The organism is Glutamicibacter sp. BSL13, assembly GCF_052928425.1.
Window position 1 is genome coordinate 1 of sequence record NZ_JAVGCZ010000050.1, and the last position, 19,110, is coordinate 19,110.

Here is a 19,110-nt window from a genome sequence, read left to right on the forward strand (position 1 = left end):
CTGGCCGGGCCGAAGGAGGCCCGCCAGCGCCGCATGCACGTCCGTGCGGTGGTACATCTTCGCCGCCGGGACCACCACCACGCGGTGACCGGCCAGACGGTTGCGCCAGCACAGGTCGATGTCGTCACCGCGTCCGGGCAGGGCCGGATCAAAGCCGCCCAGCTCCTCGAACACGTCGCGGCGGATGAACATGCCGGCGGAGGAGACCGCAAAGTAGTCGCTGCGCGCGTCGTACTGGCCCTGGTCCACCTCGTCGATGTCGACCATGGTCAGCCGCTGCGCCTTGCGGTCGGTGCTCAGCCCGACGTCGATCAGCCGTCGCGGGGAGTCGATGTCCAGCAGCTTGCACCCGGCGATCGTCACCGACTCGCTGGCCTCAACCACTGTGGTCAGCGCCTCCAGGGCGTCGGGGGCCGGCATCGAGTCGTCGTGGATGATCCACAGCCATTCATCGCGATCCGCGCGGGCATCGGGCAGGCTGGCCACGGCTTCGGCCACCGACAGGCCCAGCGAGTGCTTGTCCGCCCTGACGATCAGCGCATTGGACGGCAGGTTGGCGCTCAACACCTGGGCGGAGCCGTCGGTGGAGCTGGCATCAACCCCGATGAACCGTTCAATGGGCCGGGACTGGTTGCGCAGCGCGGCTAAAGTGCGTGGTAAAAAGTCAGCGCCATCGTGCGTGGCAACGATGGCGGTGACATGAACTTGCGGGCGAATTAGATTGCTCGTTTCCGTAGACGACGACGTTCACGCTCGGACAGGCCTCCCCAGATGCCGAAGCGCTCATCATTGCTCAATGCGTACTCCAGGCATTCGGAGCGGACCACACAGGCCCCGCAGACACGCTTGGCGTCGCGGGTCGAGCCGCCCTTCTCCGGGAAGAAGGCCTCCGGGTCGGTCTGCGCACACAGCGCACGGGACTGCCAACCGAGTTCACCCTCGTCGACTTCCCCACCGATTCCCAGCCAGACAGCCTTAATGCTCTCACGCATCTGGTCGTTTTCATCCAGTTCCGGAGCCCAGGAGCCGGTGTTGTCCTCGTCCGGCTGCGACTGGGTCTGGTGTTCACGCAGGAATGCATCCGCGGCATTCTCCAAATCAGTGGCGACGGAGGACTGCGATGCCCCGTCGGCCTGCGGATCGACAAACCAATCGGACGGAGCGCCCTGAACCCCATACTGGGCGGACGCAACAGCCGATGTCGAATACTCGGAGTACCCCTGCTCCATCTTCGCCATGGTGATGTTGACCCTTTCGCTACACGTCTCGTCTCAGGCATCCTGACGATGCCACACGCCCCGACTCCGGTTAGTCCATCGAAATATCGAAAAACCCTTACCGGCGGCCGGCGCACCATCTAATTACATCGGTGTAACTCCTCGAGAGTCAAGCGGGGAGGTTATTCTATGGACAGATCTCGGTATTGTGTCTTCACAACACGCCGGAGAAATCCCCCGCCAATCCGGGCGAGTCGCCACTTCCGCGCATTCCCGGTGAATTCCCAGCAAGCGATTGAGGTTCAGCATGACAATCGATACCAATTCGTTACCTTTCGTCGAAAAGTTACTTGGCCCCCGCCGCGCCGACGCAACCCCTTGGCTGATCTGGCATTCGGCCGACGGTGAGCGCATTGAACTGAGCGGACGGGTCTTCGACAACTGGGTGGCGAAAACGGCGAACCTGCTCGCCGAGCTGTTCGACGTCCAGGAAGCCAGCGAGCTGGTCTTCGACCTGCCCGTCCACTGGAAGAGCCTGGTGCTGGCCGTCGCGGCCTGGCACCACGGGGCGGCCGTCATCACCCCCGATGACCCGCAATCCGCCACCGCCGCGTTGTGGATCAGCGACCGTCCGGCCGGGGAGCACATTCCGGCAAGCGCGGACGTGCTGGGTGTGGACCTGGCCGCACTGGCCCTGTCCTTCACCGGGGATCTGGGACCGGCCGAGGACTACAACGCCGAGGTACGCGCCTTTGCCGACGACTACTACCCGCAACCGGTCGACGGCGGCCTGAGCGCGCTGCGCACCGCCAACGCCGAGCTCAGCTACGAGCAGCTCTTCTCCCACCCGGGCCGGGCGCAGGGAACGATCCTGGTCTCCAGCGAGCTGGGCATGGAAAGGCTGCTGCCCTTTGCCATCGGCCAGTGGCAGGCCGGGGACGCGCTGGTGTTGGTCGGGCCGGGAGTTGAAATCACCCCGCGGCTGCTGGAGGGTGAACGCGTCACCGCCCGCCACCCTGAACACTAAGGGCTGCGGCCGGCCACGAGGCCCGAAACGGTTGAAAGCAAGGTGCCCGCCGCCGCGTACTGCGGGGCGGGCACCTTGCCCATCATCACGTGGATGGTGACAGAGGACGCTAGGCCGATTCTGGTCGGCTCAGCCCGATGCTTCCGGTGTCCGGCCCCACGGTGCTGGATGGCGCGCCCTGCGAACGAACGGCAATGACTTCCGGTTCGGAGGAGGCGGCACCCACCAGGGCCGGCTCGGTGTCGGGCAGGATTTCGGTGCGTTCCCCGCCGAAGACCCAGAACTTGTAGGCGAAAAAGCGGAAGATGGTGCCCAGGATCAGCCCGACCACCGAACCGGCGATGAATACGCTGGTGGTGTCGGTCAAGCCGAGCATGTACTTGGTCACCCACACACAGGCGGCCGCGATGCCCAGGCCGATGGCGTTCATGACCAGGAACATCACCAGTTCCCGCACCACGTTCGCCTGGCGGCGGTGGCGGAAGGTCCAGTAGCGGTTGGCCACCCAGGAGAACAACGTCGCGACCACACCAGCAACAATCTTGGCCTTCACCGGCGAATCGCTCATGGGGCCCGAGAGCATCCACAAATAGATCGCGGAGTCGACCACAAAAGCGGCCCCGCCGACGACACCGAATTTCGCCACTTCCCGCCAAAGCGTGGAAACCAGTCCACGGATCTTGACGCTGATGCGTTCGAACATTTTCCTCCAGACGTGCCGCGGCCCGCCTCCACCGTTCTCGGTGCGCTGCCACGGGCCAGAACCTACATCACACAGATGGCGATTCTGGCAGATTTAGCTGTCTTATCCCTTGATACAAACAGTTCATAATATCGGCTTTTCCTGATAAATGACCGTGGATGGGCGCTTGCCGGGGCTCGGGGGAACGGACGGGAGCCAGAGTTTCGCTACCCTAGAGGGGTGAGCTTTCCGAAAATTGGTGTAATTGGTGGCGGGCAGTTGGCCCGCATGATGGCCCCCGAGGCCCTGAATCTTGGCTTCGAACTACATGTGCTGGCCGAGGCCGAGGACGTCTCGGCGGCCCGCAGCGTCCCCGACGCCCCCGTGGGTGATTACAAGGACCTGGATACGCTGCGTCACTTCGCCAAGGGCCTGGACGTGGTCACCTTCGACCACGAACACGTGCCCAATGAACACCTGAGCACATTGATCAGCGAAGGGGTGAACATCCAGCCCCGCCCCGAGGCCCTGATCCATGCGCAGGACAAGCTCGTGATGCGCCAGGCCATCGAGCAGCTGGGCCTGCCCAACCCGCGTTGGGCCAAGGTGGAGAACGTTGCGGAACTGATCGCCTTCGGCGACGAGATCGGCTGGCCGATCGTGCTGAAGACCCCGCGCGGCGGTTACGACGGCAAGGGCGTGCGTATCCTGGACGATGCCCAGGCCGCCCGCGATGCGGCCGACTGGTTCGCCAACGGCGCGCTGCTGGCCGAGGACAAGGTCAACTTCTCCCGCGAGCTTTCCGCACTGGTGGCCCGCACCCCCTCCGGCCAGGCCAAGGCGTGGCCGGTGGTGCACACCATCCAGGTGGACGGGGTGTGCGATGAGGTCATCGCCCCGGCCCAGGACATCGATCCGGCCGTGGCCGAGGCCGCAGCCGCCGCGGCGCTGCGCATCGCCGAACAGTTCGGCGTCACCGGCGTGATGGCCGCGGAGCTGTTCGAGACCCCCGGCAGCGGGGCCGGCTTTGTGATCAACGAGCTGGCGATGCGCCCACACAACACCGGGCACTGGACCATGAACGGCTCGGTCACCAGCCAGTTTGAGCAGCACCTGCGCGCCGTGCTGGACCTGCCGCTGGGCGAAACCCGCGAACTGGGCCTGACCGTGATGAAGAACTACCTCGGCGGAGAAAACCAGGACCTGTACTCCGCCTTCTCCGCCGCACTGGGTGCTGCGCCAGAGGTCAAGGTGCATGCCTACGGCAAGTCCGTGCGCCCCGGACGCAAGATCGGGCACGTGAACGTGGTGGCCAACACCGGGCAAACAGTTGATGAACTGCGTCAGCGCGCCGAGATGGTGGCCGCGTTGATCCGTGACGGCGTGAAGCAAAACGCATAGCCTATGCCTAGTGGTGGTGGCCTGCGCCACCCCAAGACAAGTTCAAGGAAGCAACGAATGACAACCTCTGCCCCCGTGGTCGGCCTCGTGATGGGTTCGGACTCCGACTGGCCGGTCATGCGCCTGGCCGCCCAGGCCCTGACCGAGTTCGGCATCCCCTTCGAAGCCGACGTGGTCTCCGCGCACCGCATGCCCACCGAGATGATCGAGTACGGAAAGAAGGCCCACGAACGCGGCCTGCGCATCATCATCGCCGGCGCCGGCGGCGCCGCCCACCTGCCGGGCATGCTCGCCTCGGTGACCCCGCTGCCGGTGATCGGCGTGCCGGTCCCGCTGGCCAAGCTGGACGGGATGGACTCGCTGCTGTCCATCGTGCAGATGCCCGCCGGCGTGCCGGTGGCCACCGTCTCCATCGGCGGGGCCCGCAACGCCGGGCTGCTGGCCGTGCGCATGCTCGCGGCGGGAACCGACGAACACGCCCGCACGTTACAAAATAAGTTGCTTGAATTCGCGGACTCCCTGCGCGATTCAGCGCACGCCAAGGGCGCCGCCCTGCGTGCTGAAGTCGCCGACGAAAATTTCGCGTCCTGATCAAGGAAAGTCTCTAGCTATATGGGTTCTGCCAGCCATCGTGCACCCGGCCTGCTGCGCCAACCGGAAACACTGTCCTCACCGGCGCGCTCCAAGCGCGCCCTGATCCTGGTCCTGCTGACCATCGTGTTCCCCGGAAGCGCCCAGCTGATCGCCGGCAACCGCCGCCTGGGCCGCTTCGTGGTGAGCCTGACCATGCTGTGCTGGCTGGCAATCCTCGCCCTCGTGGCGATCTACTTCATCGACTACTCGATCCTGCTGAACTGGGCCGGGCATCCGAACTTCCAGCTGTTCCTGATCATCGTGCTCTCGGTGCTCGCCGTGGGCTGGCTGATCATGTTCATCAACACGCTGGTGATCATCCGCCCGAAGCTGCTGGCCCCGGGCATGCGCGGGATCGTGGCGCTGTTCCTGGTGCTGGCGGTCGCCGGCACCAGCGGCATCTTCATCTACGGCGCCTCGCTGCTGAACACCGGGAGGGAGACCATCACCAAGGTCTTCGACGAGGGCCCGGCCTTCGACCCGGTCGACGGGCGCTACAACATCGCCATCCTCGGCGCGGACTCCGGCGATAACCGTGACGGGGTGCGCACCGACTCGATGGCGCTGCTCTCGGTGGACGCCAAGACCGGCAAGTCGCTGATGATCTCCATCCCCCGCAACTTCCAAAAGGCACAGTTCGCGGCGGACTCCCCGATGAAGAAGGCCTGGCCGAAGGGCTATGACTGCGGCAACGAGTGCCTGTTCAACGCCATCTACCGCGACGCGGTGGACCATCACGCCGACGCCTTCCCCGCCTCGGTGAAGAACGTGGGCGCCCAGGCGGTCATGGATGCCATGGAAGGCACCACCGGCCTGCAGGTGCAGGGCTACGTCATGGTCGACATGGCCGGCTTCGAGTCCTTCGTTGACGCGGTGGGCGGCGTGAAGGTGATTTCCGGGGGCTGGGTGCCCTACAACGGGAAGAAGTGGGAAGGCACCAACATCAACACCCACTGGTTCTCCCCCGGCGAGAAGCACTTCAACGGCAAGCAGGCCCTGTGGTTCGCCCGCTCGCGCGACTTCACCGATGACTACCACCGCATCAAGCGCCAGCAGTGCCTGCAGCAGGCGATCATCGCCCAGATCACCCCGCAGAACGTGCTCTCACGATTCACCACGATCATGGACGCCGGCGAGGAGCTGGTGGAGACCGACATCCCCGCCAGCCAGCTCGGATCGTTCATCTCGCTGGCCGAAAAGGCCCGCAAGACCCCCTTTGACCGGCTGACCTTGGGGGCCCCTGACTTTGAGCGCACCTTCTCCACCTACCCGGACTTCGACAAGATCCACCGGCGCATCGACGAGATGATCGCCAAGCAGGGCGAGCCGGAGAAGCCGAAGGAAGCCTCCAAGGACCCGAAGAAGGACGAGAAGAAGGACGACAAGAAGGAGGAGAAGTCCTCCACGACCCCCACCGAGTCCTCCGCATCGGCCAGCCCGAGCGACGACCGGGCCCTGTCCACCACCGGCGACCAGGAATTCACCCAGCCCAACGGGGACCCGATCACCGAGGAGTACCTGGTGCAGCTCGAACGCTACGGCTACACCACGCGCATCAGCCAGATCGCGGCGAACAACGACGAGTGCCGGGTTCCTTAAGAAATTTCCCTCCACCCCAAATCGAACCCCGAACATGTTTGTTTCTCCGTGATGAAAGGTCAGCTGACGTACATGTTTCACCTGCACAACGGCATCCGCACTTACCATTGGGGTTCGCCGGACGCTATTTCCTCGCTGCTGGGTCTGCAGACCGACGCGACCCCGCAGGCCGAGCTCTGGTTGGGCGCCCACCCGGGCAACCCCAGCCGGCTGCGCGAGACCGGCCAGGGGCTTGATGAGCTGCTGGCCGACACCCCGCAGCTGCTGGGCCAGGCGGTCAGCGATCGCTATGGCCAGCTGCCGTTCTTGATGAAGGTGCTCGCCGCCGACCAGCCGCTGTCCATTCAGGTGCACCCGTCCCTGGAGCAGGCCGCGGCGGGATTCGAGCGTGAAGAGCAGGCCGGGATCGGGCGGGATGCCGCCCATCGCAACTACAAGGACGCAAACCACAAACCTGAGATGCTCTACGCGCTGGGCGACTTCGTGGCGCTCAGCGGCTTCCGGGCCCCGGCCCAGATCATTGCCGACCTGCAGCGCCTGCAGCCATGGCTCTCCGCGCCCGCCGCAGCCATCAGCCGGGAACTGGCCGACGTGCTGGACCGGGAGGAGGACCCGCTGGGCCAGGCGCTGGCCCTGGTCCTGGGCGGGGATCAGCGTATCGGGAAACTGGTCGATGAGATGGTCACCGCCATCACCGCTCACCCGCAGCTGCGCCAGAACCGGCAGCTGGATGAACTGGCCTGGGCGGCCGGCTACTACCCGGCGGATCCCGGGGTGCTGGTCACCCTGCTGATGAACGTGGTCGACCTCAAGGCCGGTGAGGTCATCTGCATGCAGGCCGGCTACCTGCACGCCTATTTGCGCGGGGTGGGCATCGAGGTGATGGCCAACTCGGACAATGTGCTGCGCGGCGGGCTGACCAGCAAGCACATCGACGTGCCCGAGCTGCTGGCCATCACCCACACCCAGCCGGGTCAGGCCACCGCGCTGTCCGGCGCGACCCTCGGGCCGGGCAACACCCTGTACACCCCGGACTTCGACGAATTCCAGCTGCAGGTGCTGCAGCTGTCTGCCGAGGGCCGGGCTCAGCAGCTGGCCTGCCACGGGGCCGGGATCGCGCTGTGCACCGGCGGCAGCTTCACCCTGCAGCGCGACGGCCGGCAGCTTCAGCTGCACCGCGGGGACTCGGTGTTCCTGCCGGCCGGCTCCCCCGTGCTGGCCCAGGTGCTGGATGGGACGGACGCGACCCTGTTCCTGGCCAGCGCCCAGATCCCAGGAGACTAAACCGGAGGGCGGCCCCGCCCTCAGGTCTAGGGGCCATTCACCGCATAATGCAAAAGGCTTCGGCCGTTGCCTTCCGGAAACATCCGGGGGCAACGGCCGAAGCCTTTGATGGTGGCGGGAAAGCCTAGCGGGTGTAGGCTTCCCACTTGTCCTGGGCGTGCTCGCCCTCGACGAAGCGGATGGTGCCGGACTTCGAACGCATCACGATCGACTGGGTGTGGATGCGGTTGTGCTTGTACCGCACCCCGCGCAGCAGGTCACCGTCGGTGATGCCGGTGGCGGCAAAGTAGCAGTTGTCGGAGGTGACCAGGTCATTGGTGGTCAGCACGCGGTCCAGGTCGTGGCCGGCCTCCAGGGCCTTGTTGCGTTCGGCCTCATCGGTGGGCCACAGCCGACCCTGGATGACCCCGCCCAGCGCCTTGATCGCGCACGCGGTGACGATGCCCTCCGGGGTTCCGCCGATGCCCATCAGTGCATCAACGCCGGTGCCCTCACGGGTGGCGGCAATCGCGCCGGCCACGTCGCCGTCCATGATCAGCTTCACGCGGGCGCCGGCCTCACGGATCTCGTTGATCAGCTTCTCGTGGCGCGGACGGTCCAGCACGGTTACGGTAATCTGGCTCATCTTCTTGCCCTTGGCCTTGGCCATCAGGTGCAGGTTCTGCTTCACCGGCAGACGCAGGTCCACCAGCTCGGCCGCTTCGGGCCCGGTGACCAGCTTCTCCATGTAGAACACGGCCGACGGGTCAAACATGGAACCGCGGTCGGCCACCGCCAGCACGGACAGGGCGTTGTTCAGGCCCAGGGCGGTCAGCCGGGTGCCGTCGATCGGGTCCACCGCGACGTCGCATTCCGCGCCGGTGCCGGTGCCCAGCTTCTCGCCGTTGAACAGCATCGGGGCTTCGTCCTTCTCGCCCTCGCCGATGACGACCACGCCGTTGAAGTTCACGGTGGACAGCAGGCCGCGCATGGCGTCCACGGCCGCGCCGTCGGCCGCATTCTTGTCACCGAAGCCCACCCACGGGGAGGAGGCGATGGCCGCGGCCTCGGTGGCACGCACCAATTCCAGCGCCAGGTTACGGTCCGGTTCGGCCTCGGATACCGACAGTCGTGGAGAGAGTTGGGCAAAGTTGTTCTTTTCGGTCACGAAAATTCCCATCGCTTCGGTCGTAAGGTATTGCGCCTATGCAAACATCCCCATCATATCGCTTGGCCGTCTTTAGGCTGAATCACACGACATCACCTGACACACCCGTCCGCCGGGAGAACCGTATGGGCGGATTGGGGCCTCCCCGCCGGGGCGGTGGGCGTGTCCTCGGCCACCTTGGTTCGATTTGTGCGCCGGCTTCGGGGAGAATGGTGGGGTGCAGCCAAGCAATGACCAGCAGCCTGAAACCACTCCCACGGACGCCCCGGCGGCGCGCCGTGACCTGAACGACCCCGAGGCGACGTTCGAGGATTTGCCCTACAAGCCGCAGCTCACCCAGAGCCAGGCCAAGCGGGCGAACCAGACGTTCAAGGGGATGGTGCTCTCATTGCTGTTCACGGTGGCGGCGGTCATCCCAATCCTGCTGCTGAACCCGCTGCAGAAGGCCGATGAGGCCGACCGGGCAGTGAACCTGCAGCAGGTCGCCGAACAGGCGGCCCCCGAGGCGAGCTTCGAACCATGGACACCGCAGTTGGGTGAAGGCGAGTACGCGAACTTTGCCCGCTGGAAGACCTCCCAGGTGCAGGAGGTTTCGTACTGGGAATTTGGCCTGGTGATGCAGGAGAAGGACTTCGTGTGGGTCCGCCAGATCTCCAATGAGCAGTTCAACGCCAGCTGGCTGGCGACGATCACCGACAACGCGACGCCCACCGACAAGCTGAACATTGGCGGGGCCGAATGGGAGCAGCGGACCAAGGACGATCAGAGCTATCTGATCTCCCAGCGCAGCGACTCCACGCTCATCCTCTCCAGCGACACCTCCCCCGAACAGCTGTTCAACCTGGCCCAGGTAGCCACTCAGCAAGTCAAGTAGCACCGCTGGCCCAGGCCCGCCGGCCGCACTCCACCCACCGACTCCGCCCGGTACGCCACCAAGGACCACACCCATGCCCGAACACCACCTTGCACCGCGCCTGAGCCCGCGCCAGGCCTGGCACCTGCTGCGCGAAGGCAACTTCCGCTTTGTCAACGGGCAGACCCGCCACCCGAACCAGGACGGGGCCCGGCGTCAGTCGCTGATCCACTCCCAGGAACCGTTTGCGGTGATCTTCGGCTGCTCCGATTCCCGGCTGGCCGCGGAGATCATCTTCGATGTCGGGCTGGGTGACATGTTCGTGGTGCGCACCGCCGGGCATGTCATCGACACGGCGAGCCTTGGCTCCCTGGAGTACGCGGTGCAGCTGCTGAACATCCCGCTGATAGTGATCCTGGGCCACGACAACTGCGGAGCGGTGACCAGTGCCATGGAATCCCGCCACACCGGCAACATGCCCCAGGGCTTCATCCGTGATCTGGTCGAGCACATCACCCCCTCGGTGTTCGCCGCCGAAAGCCACAACCTGTTTGATGTGAACTCCACCGTCGTCGAGCATGTCCAGCAAACCTCCGAACGGCTCGTGGAGCGCTCGCGCATCATCGGCGACGCGGTCCACAGCGGACGCACCGCGGTGGTGGGCGTGACCTATCGGCTGGCCGAAGGCAAGGCGCAGATCGTCTCCGGCTTCGGCATCTCCTAGTCGGGCCCGGTTCCGCGGAAGCACCCCATACCACACAGTGACCCGCGTCACTACCATGGGTGATTTTTAGACTACGCAGTTGTTTCCTAATGCACCTCGCACGTAGCGTTAAGCCATGACCAGTAGTGATGATTTCCGCATTGAACACGACACCATGGGCGAAGTCCGGGTCCCGAAGGACGCGCTGTACCGCGCCCAGACCCAGCGTGCCGTGGAAAACTTCCCGATCTCCGGCAAGCGCCTGGAGTCCGAGCACATCAAGGCCCTGGCGCAGGTAAAGAAGGCGGCCGCGCGCGCCAACCTCGAATTGGGTGTCATCGACGGGGAACGTGCCGAGGCGATCATCGCCGCCGCCGACGCCGTGGCCGGCGGCGAGTATGACGGGCACTTCCCCATTGACGTGTTCCAGACCGGTTCAGGCACCAGCTCGAACATGAACACCAACGAGGTCATCGCCGAGCTGGCCAGCCGCCACCTGGCCGAGGCCGGCTCCTCCACCACCGTGCACCCCAACGACCATGTAAACGCGTCGCAGTCCTCCAATGACGTGTTCCCCACCTCGGTGCACGTGGCCGCCACCGCGGCGCTGACCGGCAAGCTGATCCCGGCGCTGGAGGTGCTCGCCGCCTCGCTGGAGGCCAAGGCCGAAGAGTTCAAGGACATCGTCAAGTCCGGACGCACCCACCTGATGGACGCCACCCCGGTCACCCTGGGCCAGGAATTCGGCGGCTACGCCGCCCAGGTGCGCTACGGCATCGAACGGATCCAGGCCGCCCTTCCGCGCGTGGCCGAGGTCCCGCTGGGCGGCACCGCCGTCGGCACCGGCATCAACACCCCGGAGGGCTTCCCGCAGCACGTGCTGAAGTTCCTGAGCGAGGACACCGGGCTGCCGATCACCGAGGCCCGCAACCATTTCGAGGCCCAGGCCAACCGCGACGGCCTGGTCGAGGCCTCCGCGGTGCTGCGTTCGATCGCGATCTCCTACATGAAGATCAACAACGACCTGCGTTGGATGGGTTCGGGCCCGAACACCGGGCTGGGCGAAATCGCGATCCCGGACCTGCAGCCCGGCTCCTCGATCATGCCCGGCAAGGTCAACCCGGTGATTTCCGAGGCCGCCATCCAGGCCGCCGCCCAGGTCATCGGCAATGACACCACCATCGCCTGGTCCGGCACCAACGGCATGTTCGAGCTGAACGTGGGCATCCCGGTGATGGCTGCGAACCTGCTTGAATCCATCCGCCTGCTGACCAACGTCAGCCAGGTGATGGCCGAGAAGATGATCGACGGGATTACCGCGAACGAGGAGCGCGCCCGTTTCCTGGCCGAGGCGTCCCCCTCGATCGTGACCCCGCTGAACAAGCTGATTGGCTACGAGAACGCGGCGAAGATCGCCAAGAAGGCCGTGGCCGAAAAGCTGACCGTCCGCGAGGCCACCATCGCCCTGGGCTTTGTGCAGCGCGGGGAGATTTCCGAGGAGCAGCTCGATGAGCTGCTGGATGTCTCCACGATGACCGGCAAGCACTAGCCTTCGCCGCTTCGTCTCCCGGCGGCGGGTCGTCACTGACGGCCCGCCGCCGTTTCACGTTCCGGCCCGGTAAGGAGGGCTTAGCCGAAGTAGCCACCCACCCGGGGCGCCAGGGCCCAGCGCAGCGCCCGCTCGTGCAACGGCGGCAGCTGGGGGTAGGCGTCCAGCGCGAAGTACGCGGTTTCCAGGTTCTCCCCGTCCAACGGCCGGGGCTGGAGCTCATCCAGGGCCTCGGCCCGGAAGACGATGTCCACGTACTGGGCCTGGTCCCCATTCGGGTACTGGGTGGGTGCGGTTACCCCCACCCCGATCAGGTGCGTCACCGCACAGCGCACCCCGGTTTCCTCCTGCACCTCGCGCACCGCGGTCACTGCCGGCTCCTCCCCCGGCTCGATGATTCCGGCTGGCAGCGTCCACAGCCCGTTGTCCGAGCGGCGCACCAGCAGCACACCACGCTGATCGAGCACCACCACTTTCACCCCTGACAGCCAGAGCGGTGCGGTGCCGACATGGTGGCGCAGTTCCGTGATGAATTCGGGGGTAGCCATCCGTTCATGGTGTCATACCCAGGGCGATCGCCGCACCCAGGATCATGAACGGGCCGAAGGGCACATGGGACTTCATGCTCAGTTTGCGCAGCAGCATCCCGCCAAGCACCACGAGGCTGGCGCTGACAAAGGCGAACAGGGTAGCCAGCAGCAAGGAGCCGAGCGAAAAGTAGCCCAGGTTCAGTCCCAGCACGCCGGCCAGCTTCACATCCCCCATTCCCATGGCCCCGCGTCCGAGCACCGCAACCAGCAGGTAGCCCCCGCCCAACAGCAGCAAACCCAGTCCCGCCCACAGCAGGTCGACAACGTTCCCACGCAAAACGCTGATCAGCAGCAGCAGCGCGGCGCTGGCCCCGGCCCACCGCGCCACCAGCCGGTTCGGCAGCCGGTGCACCGCAATGTCGCTCAGGCTCAGGCGCGTGCCGAAATACAGGAAGCACAGCACATAGGCGACGCCGGCCATCCGCAGCCACGGCCCGTCGGTCCACAGCGCGGCCAGCGACACCCCGGCCGGGACGAACCCGGCCCGGGACGCTTCACCCAGCAGCAGACCCACCATGTACAGAGCATAGGCCGCATTCGGCATTCGCGGGGCAGCCGGCCGGGGGCTGTACACAATCCGGCCGAGCATGGGACCAGCCCTCCCGGTGCGAATCCCCGCCCCGTCCACCGGCGCCCTTGTCCCGCGGCGCGAGGCTCCTAGACTGGGTGTATGAGCTCCCCAGCGCGCGATCAGTACTTTCCCGGTGGCCGGCTGCCGGATTCCGCAGCCCGCCGGCACCTGCGCGCCCTGGCGCGCTCGGCCCCCTGGCTCTCCAGCAGCCTGCGCTTGAGCGTCGACCTCCCGCCGGCCTACGCCCGCGAAGAGCTGGGGCTGGAAGGTGAACTTACGGTGCTGCTGCGTTCCCGGGAGGCGGTGGCAATCTCCAACAACCGGGACCAGTTGGTCTTCCAGCGCGAACGCTTCACCCAGGACCGGGGGCTGGACTATGTGGCCGCCACCGCGGCCTCCTGGCAGCTTCCAGCGTCCCTGGTCACCCCGGTGTTCGGGGATGACCACCTGGTGTACCGGCGACCGGCCATCCAGGGGTTTGGGGATCTGTTGCCGCTGCCGTTCCTGCAGGCGGTACTGGACCCCTATGAGTTGGCCGGGGAGGAACCGGCAAGCCTGGAGCTGGCGTTCAACCACCCGACCTTCATCCACGAGCTGCGTGAATCAACCGATGCCCAGGGTCGCCCCGTCCTGGCTGCGGTACTCAGCGCCGGGCACAACTACCGGCCCGCGGTGCCCGGCTACCCGCTGGTTCCGGCCGGAACGCGCACCCTGGTGGAGTTGGACCGGCAGACCGGGATCCTGCTGCGCCGCGAGGTGCTGGACGGTGAGCCGGCGCCCACCCTGCGGGTGCGGGTGCTGGCCCACAACGAGTACTACATCGACTCGCTGTTCACCGCCCCCACCCCAACCCTGGTCGATGTGCGCGCCCCCAGGCCCTGGACCCTGCGCCCGCGAACGGCGCAGGATCCCGGCGGGACCGGGCCAAAGCGGCGCTAGCGCACCTTCGCGTCGAGCATCTCGGTGACCAGTGCCGCGATTGCCGAGCGTTCCGAGCGGGTGAGGGTCACATGCCCAAACAGGTCGTGGCCCTTGAGCTGCTCCACCACGGCCGCCACCCCGTCGTGCCGGCCCACATGCAGGTTGTCGCGTTGGGCCACGTCGTGGGTGAGCACCACCTTGGAATGCTGCCCGATGCGCGAAAGCACCGTGAGCAGCACATTGCGTTCCAGGGACTGCGCCTCGTCCACGATCACGAACGTGTCATGCAGCGAGCGGCCGCGGATGTGGGTCAGCGGCAGCACCTCCAGCATTCCGCGTTCCACGACCTCATCGATCACGTTCTTGGAGACCACCGAGCTGAGCGTGTCGAACACGGCCTGCGCCCAGGGGTTCATCTTCTCCCCTTCCGAGCCAGGCAGGTACCCCAGCTCCTGACCGCCAACGGCGTACAGCGGGCGGAACACGGTGATCTTGCGGTGTTCGCGCCGCTCCAGCACCGCCTCCATGCCCGCGCACAGGGCCAGCGCCGACTTGCCGGTGCCGGCCCGCCCGCCCAGCGAGACGATGCCCACCGACTCATCGAGCAGCAGGTCCAGGGCGATGCGCTGTTCGGCGCTGCGCCCGTGCAGCCCGAACGCCTCCCGGTCCCCGCGCACCAGCCGGATCGATCCGTCGTGCACCTTGCGTCCCAGCGCCGAACCTCGCACCGAGGTGATCACCAACCCGGTGTTCACCGGCGCGTCGGCCACCTCGGGTGGGGCGTCGAGCCGCTCGGATTCATAGAGTTCGGCCATCGCCTGCGCGTCCAGCTCCAGCTCCTGGATCCCGCTCCAGCCCGAGGAGCGGGTCAGTTCACTGCGGTACACCTCCGCGTGGATGCCGATCGCCGAGGCCTTGATGCGCATCGGCAGGTCCTTGGTCACCAGCGCCACCTCAAGCCCGGCATCCAGGATGTTCTTGGCCACCGCCAGGATCCGGCTGTCGTTGTCGGTGCTGCGCATCCCCACCGGCAGCACTTCCTGGGCGATGTTGTTCAGTTCGATGCGCAGGCTTCCGCCGGATTCCCCCACCGGCACCGCCGTGCCCAGTCCACCGTGCTCCTGAATCAGATCGTCGAGGTTCCGCAGCGCCTGTCGGGCGAAGTATCCCAGCTCCAGGTCCTTGCGCTTATGCTCCAGTTCGGTGACCACGGTCAGCGGGATCACCACCGGATGCTCGGCAAAGTTGAAGATGGCATGCGGGTCAGAGAGCAGCACCGAGGTGTCCAGCACATAGGTCCTGGGGGTTAGTTCGGTCTGTTGGGCCATGACGATCCACCCGTTCTCGAATTCAGCGTGGGGGCTCTCCCCACGCATCAGTGGGAAAAGCCCGCACCGGAATTCCGCTGGGCCGCCGGCAGGCGGCCCCGTCAAACGCGCGGGCAACCATCCAGTGTCGAACCTTTCGTTCGGCCCGGCCGTCCTGGCTGGGCCTGTGTGCCCAGCCTATCCCCGGCGGGGAGTCGAAAAAGCCAACACCAGGTTTCTTTTGGGTATCGATCAGGTTCTGGGCCCGAAGCTCACGCAGATGGCGCTGTCAGCCGCGGGTTTGCCACCACCCCGGCCCGCCGGACCGGTCTTCGCGGCGGTGAGGGCCGGTCGAAAAAAGGTGGGCCGAGTCAGGCCCCGAAGCGGCGCTGCCGGTCGGCGAAGTCCCGCAGGGCCCGCAGGAAGTCGACCCGCCGGAAGTCCGGCCACAGGGCCTCGCAGAAGTAGAACTCCGAGTAGGCGCTCTGCCAGGTCAGGAACCCGGACAGGCGCTGTTCCCCGCTGGTGCGGATCACCAGGTCCGGGTCCGGCTGGCCCTTGGTGTACAGGTAGGCGCCCAGCGAGTCCACGTCCAGGTTGTCCGCGACGTCCTTCAGGGACTGGCCGCGGCTGGCCGCGTCGTTCAGCAGCGATTTGACCGCGTCGATGATTTCGCGCCGGCCCCCGTAGCCGATGGCCACGTTCACGTGCACGCCATTGCGGTTGGCGGTGGCAGCCTCCAGGTCGGTCAGCTTCTGGGCCAGGTCCGCCGGCAGCAGGTCCCGGGCCCCCACCTGCTGCACCTGCACCCGGTTGGTGTGTCCCAACTCGTCGAGCAGGTTGCCGATGATGTCCAGCAGGTCACGCAGTTCGGCCGGTTCCCGGTTCAGGTTGTCGGTGGAGAGCATGTACAGGGTCACGACCTTGATGCCCAGGTCCTCACACCATTCCAGGAACTCCAGGATCTTCTCCGCCCCGGCCTGGTGGCCGGCGGCGGTGGTGCTTCCGGCCAGCTTCGCCCACCGGCGGTTCCCATCGACCATCACACCGATGTGGTGCGGCAGCTTGTCCCCCGGCAGCGACCTGGCCAGCCGGCGCTCGTAGAGTCGATAGGCAAGGGACGGTAGGCCCACCTGCTCCTCCTGACGTGTCCTCTTGTCCATGTGGCGTGAAACCTGGCGGCATGCGCGCCGTGCCGTGCGGCACTGAGTCTAAATTTACCGCCTTACCGGCCCCGGGGCGTGCATCCGCGCCGCCACACACCGCCACCGCGCCGTCGCTGTTCTCCTTCTACCCCCGGCGCAGCGTCTGGAGCAGGGCGGCCGCGTCGGCCACCGGCGCCTGGCAGGTGGTGTGCCGGCACGGGTAGATGCGCAGGGCGTTGCCCGGCCCGGCCGGCTGCTGCTCGTCGCCGGCCCCGACCGGCAGGCCGAGCACCGTGGCCAGCCTGCGCAGGGCGCCAAGCTGGCGGGGTTCGCCGCCGGAGATGCGCAGGTACTGGATGGGCGACTGCAGCAGCCCCTGCACCTCCAGCGCGCCGGCCACCGCGGAGGGGAAGCGCGCGGCCACCACCGGGCTGTGCCCCACCAGGGCCTGGGCGGCCTGCATGTCCCGGTCCACCCGTTCTTCGTTGTCAGGCCCGGCGCCGTCCTGCTCCGGCACGGCCATGGTGTGCTGGGCGCGCAGCAGCAGCGCCCGGGCCAGCAGGGAGGAGGCGGCGGGCACCGCGTCATCCAAGGCGGTGGCCGCCGGCTGCTGCCCGCGCTGGGCGGCCAGCGCGGGGTCCAGTTCACGGGTGTCCCGGGCCAGGCCTTGTTCGTCGATGAAGCCCAGCGCCTGTTCCAGCAGCCGGTCACGGCGCAGGGCCCAGGGGCCGGAGGGCTCGGCGAGCGCCAGGGCCGCGAAGCCCAGGGCCATCCCCGCGTAATCCTCCAGGGTCCCCTCGTTGCCCTGCTCGGCCTGGTTTTCAAAGCTCACCCGGGCCAGGGTGCCGGTGGCGGCGGCAACGTGGATCTCCCACACCATGTGGGCCACCTGTTCGGCCAGCTGCCGGTGCCCCGGGTTCTCAAACACGATCGCGGCCTGGCACAGCGCCTCGATGGCCAGCCCGTTCCACCCGGCCACCACCTTGCTGTCCCGGGCCGGGGCCGGGCGCTCGGCCACCAGCTCGCGCACCGCCTGCAGCAGCCGCTGCCAGGTTTCGCGTTCGCTCCCGCGGGGCATGCGCAGCAGGGACAGGCAGTAGTGTCCCGGGTCCTCGGCGACCTCGGCCAACCGGATCAGGTCTTCGGGCAGCGGACTGTCCAGGCCGGCGGCGGCCTGGTCGAACTCCTCGCGGGTCAGTGTGTAGGCCCCGCCCTCGACGTGCTGCCCGTCGCGCAGCGAGTCCGCGTCCCGGGAGGCGGCCAGGGCCCGGTGCCGGTCCCCGCTCTGCCCGGTGAGCATCGAATCCCGCAGCCAGGTGGCGGTGCCGGCGGCGGCGCGGGTGCAGGCCTCGGCCAGGGCTGTCGCGCGCTGGGTCCGGGCGGGGTCCGTGCCGGTGGCCGCCAGCTGGGTGCAGGCCAGCTGGCACAGCCCCAGCAGCCGCAGCAGCTGGGCGTTGTCGTAGAGCATCTTCTCAAAGTGCGGCACCGCCCAATGCTCATCCACGCAGTAGCGGGCGAAGCCTCCCCCCACATGGTCCTGCAACCCGCCGAGCACGATCGCCTCGGTGGTGGTGGCGGCCGCGTCGAACAGCGGGCCCGGCTCGGGGTGGGTGAGCACCTGCTGCCAGAGCACCACCAGTGACTGGGTGGGCGGGAATTTGGGGGCGGGGGTGAATCCGCCCTCGCTGCGGGTGGTCTCGATCCACTGGTGCACCGCAACCTCCAGGGCCTGCCCCTCGGCCTGGTTCCCGTCCTGGACCGTGGCGGGATCGGCGGAGAACTTCATCATCTGGTGTTGTCCGCGGCTGAGTTCCACCAGGTGCTCGGCCAGCGCCGCGGCCTGCTGCTCGACCCCCTCACGGCGCTGGGTGTAGGCCTCGGTGACGGCGGTGAGCACCTGCATGAAGGAGGGCACCCGGCCGCGCTGCCGGGGCGGGAAGTAGGTTCCGGCGTGGAAGGTGCGCCCGTCGGGCAGCGTGAACACGGTCATTGGCCAGCCGCCGGCCCCGGTCAGGGCCTGGGTGGCGAGCATGTAGGTGTCATCGACCAGCGGATGCTGTTCCCGGTCGACCTTGATTGAGACGAAATGTTCGTTCAGGTAGGCGGCAACCTGCGGGTCATCGAAGGACTCGCGGGACATGACGTGGCACCAGTGGCAGGCGGCGTACCCGATGGAGAGCATCACCGGACGGTCCCGGCGCCGGGCTTCGGCGAAGGGCTCGGCCGAGTAGGACCACCAGTCCACCAGCTGGTGGGCGTGCTGCCTGAGGTAGCGGCTGGATGCGTGCTCTAGTCGATTGGCCATACCGGCATGCTACCGCCGGCGGGCCGGCCGCAGTGGGTTGGGCGCCAGCCACCAGGGTTCACCCAGCCCGCCGCACCCACCGTCGTCTCCGGGGCCGTCGGCTCAGGGCCCGTCGCCTCAGGGCCCGTCGCCCGCGCGGGAACGGCGTCGGCGGCGCACCAGCCAGATCAGCGTGC

At 67.0% G+C, this 19,110-nt stretch carries 18 protein-coding genes; 9 read left to right on the forward strand and 9 right to left on the reverse strand.

Translation table 11 applies throughout. The features are described from left to right. Both RCJ92_RS09975 and RCJ92_RS09980 read right to left on the reverse strand, forming a co-directional pair. Positions 1 to 717, reverse strand: a 717-nt coding sequence (locus RCJ92_RS09975; protein ID WP_446754476.1) for a glycosyltransferase family 2 protein, incomplete at its 3' end; no start/stop codon positions are given. Then, on the reverse strand, positions 717 to 1,238 hold the full coding sequence (locus RCJ92_RS09980) for a WhiB family transcriptional regulator (protein WP_446754466.1): 522 nt from the start codon (positions 1,236 to 1,238) through the stop codon (positions 717 to 719). The genes RCJ92_RS09980 and RCJ92_RS09975, both read right to left, overlap by 1 nt. A 286-nt stretch (positions 1,239 to 1,524) precedes the next feature. On the opposite strand from RCJ92_RS09980, the gene RCJ92_RS09985 reads away from it, so the two are divergent. Continuing rightward, positions 1,525 to 2,244, forward strand: a complete 720-nt coding sequence (locus tag RCJ92_RS09985; protein WP_446754467.1) for a TIGR03089 family protein — start codon at positions 1,525 to 1,527, stop codon at positions 2,242 to 2,244. A 109-nt stretch (positions 2,245 to 2,353) separates the two neighbouring features. Here RCJ92_RS09985 and RCJ92_RS09990 read toward each other — a convergent pair whose 3' ends face one another. After that, complete coding sequence (locus RCJ92_RS09990) at positions 2,354 to 2,947, reverse strand: GtrA family protein (RefSeq protein WP_343830893.1); 594 nt, start codon at positions 2,945 to 2,947, stop codon at positions 2,354 to 2,356. A 219-nt stretch (positions 2,948 to 3,166) separates the two neighbouring features. Here RCJ92_RS09990 and RCJ92_RS09995 point away from each other — a divergent pair, with 219 nt between their 5' ends. The 4 genes from RCJ92_RS09995 (at position 3,167) to manA (ending at position 7,843) form a co-directional block, all read left to right on the forward strand. Then, the gene (locus RCJ92_RS09995) at positions 3,167 to 4,327 is read left to right on the forward strand and encodes a 5-(carboxyamino)imidazole ribonucleotide synthase (protein WP_446754468.1); all 1,161 of its coding nucleotides are present in this window, start codon (positions 3,167 to 3,169) and stop codon (positions 4,325 to 4,327) included. 57 nt (positions 4,328 to 4,384) lie between these two features. Beyond that, the gene (gene purE, locus RCJ92_RS10000; protein WP_138925734.1) at positions 4,385 to 4,918 is read left to right on the forward strand and encodes a 5-(carboxyamino)imidazole ribonucleotide mutase; all 534 of its coding nucleotides are present in this window, start codon (positions 4,385 to 4,387) and stop codon (positions 4,916 to 4,918) included. Between the two features lie 21 nt (positions 4,919 to 4,939). Next, positions 4,940 to 6,559, forward strand: coding sequence for an LCP family protein (locus RCJ92_RS10005; protein WP_446754469.1), 1,620 nt, complete (start codon positions 4,940 to 4,942; stop codon positions 6,557 to 6,559). Between the two features lie 72 nt (positions 6,560 to 6,631). After that, complete coding sequence (gene manA / locus RCJ92_RS10010) at positions 6,632 to 7,843, forward strand: mannose-6-phosphate isomerase, class I (RefSeq protein WP_446754470.1); 1,212 nt, start codon at positions 6,632 to 6,634, stop codon at positions 7,841 to 7,843. Positions 7,844 to 7,967: 124 nt separating this feature from the next. Here manA and glpX read toward each other — a convergent pair whose 3' ends face one another. Continuing rightward, on the reverse strand, positions 7,968 to 9,002 hold the full coding sequence (glpX, locus tag RCJ92_RS10015; RefSeq protein WP_138173619.1) for a class II fructose-bisphosphatase: 1,035 nt from the start codon (positions 9,000 to 9,002) through the stop codon (positions 7,968 to 7,970). Between the two features lie 205 nt (positions 9,003 to 9,207). On the opposite strand from glpX, the gene RCJ92_RS10020 reads away from it, so the two are divergent. The 3 genes from RCJ92_RS10020 (at position 9,208) to RCJ92_RS10030 (ending at position 12,095) form a co-directional block, all read left to right on the forward strand. Further along, complete coding sequence (locus RCJ92_RS10020) at positions 9,208 to 9,864, forward strand: DUF4245 domain-containing protein (RefSeq protein ID WP_054821267.1); 657 nt, start codon at positions 9,208 to 9,210, stop codon at positions 9,862 to 9,864. Positions 9,865 to 9,937: 73 nt separating this feature from the next. Then, positions 9,938 to 10,567, forward strand: coding sequence for a carbonic anhydrase (locus RCJ92_RS10025; protein WP_138925730.1), 630 nt, complete (start codon positions 9,938 to 9,940; stop codon positions 10,565 to 10,567). Between the two features lie 115 nt (positions 10,568 to 10,682). Further along, on the forward strand, positions 10,683 to 12,095 hold the full coding sequence (locus RCJ92_RS10030; protein WP_446754471.1) for a class II fumarate hydratase: 1,413 nt from the start codon (positions 10,683 to 10,685) through the stop codon (positions 12,093 to 12,095). Positions 12,096 to 12,175: 80 nt separating this feature from the next. On the opposite strand, the gene RCJ92_RS10035 is transcribed toward RCJ92_RS10030, so the two are convergent. Next, positions 12,176 to 12,643, reverse strand: a complete 468-nt coding sequence (locus tag RCJ92_RS10035; protein WP_446754472.1) for an NUDIX hydrolase — start codon at positions 12,641 to 12,643, stop codon at positions 12,176 to 12,178. A 4-nt stretch (positions 12,644 to 12,647) separates the two neighbouring features. After that, positions 12,648 to 13,202, reverse strand: coding sequence for a prepilin peptidase (locus RCJ92_RS10040; RefSeq protein ID WP_446754473.1), 555 nt, complete (start codon positions 13,200 to 13,202; stop codon positions 12,648 to 12,650). Positions 13,203 to 13,355: 153 nt separating this feature from the next. Between RCJ92_RS10040 and RCJ92_RS10045 the strand changes: the two genes are divergently transcribed. After that, positions 13,356 to 14,195 carry a hypothetical protein gene (locus RCJ92_RS10045; protein ID WP_446754474.1) on the forward strand — a complete coding sequence of 280 codons (840 nt, stop codon included), beginning with the start codon at positions 13,356 to 13,358 and terminating at the stop codon, positions 14,193 to 14,195. Here the strand turns inward: RCJ92_RS10045 and RCJ92_RS10050 are convergent. The 3 genes from RCJ92_RS10050 to RCJ92_RS10060 form a co-directional block, all read right to left on the reverse strand. Continuing rightward, the gene (locus RCJ92_RS10050; protein WP_249354215.1) at positions 14,192 to 15,505 is read right to left on the reverse strand and encodes a PhoH family protein; all 1,314 of its coding nucleotides are present in this window, start codon (positions 15,503 to 15,505) and stop codon (positions 14,192 to 14,194) included. The two genes, RCJ92_RS10045 and RCJ92_RS10050, sit on opposite strands and share 4 nt — an antisense overlap. Before the next feature lie 350 nt (positions 15,506 to 15,855). Next, positions 15,856 to 16,647 carry an isoprenyl transferase gene (locus tag RCJ92_RS10055; RefSeq protein ID WP_138173604.1) on the reverse strand — a complete coding sequence of 264 codons (792 nt, stop codon included), beginning with the start codon at positions 16,645 to 16,647 and terminating at the stop codon, positions 15,856 to 15,858. Positions 16,648 to 16,774: 127 nt separating this feature from the next. Beyond that, positions 16,775 to 18,934: a thioredoxin domain-containing protein gene (locus RCJ92_RS10060; protein ID WP_446754475.1), complete on the reverse strand. Its 2,160-nt coding sequence runs from the start codon at positions 18,932 to 18,934 to the stop codon at positions 16,775 to 16,777. Between the last annotated feature and the right edge of the window lie 176 nt (positions 18,935 to 19,110).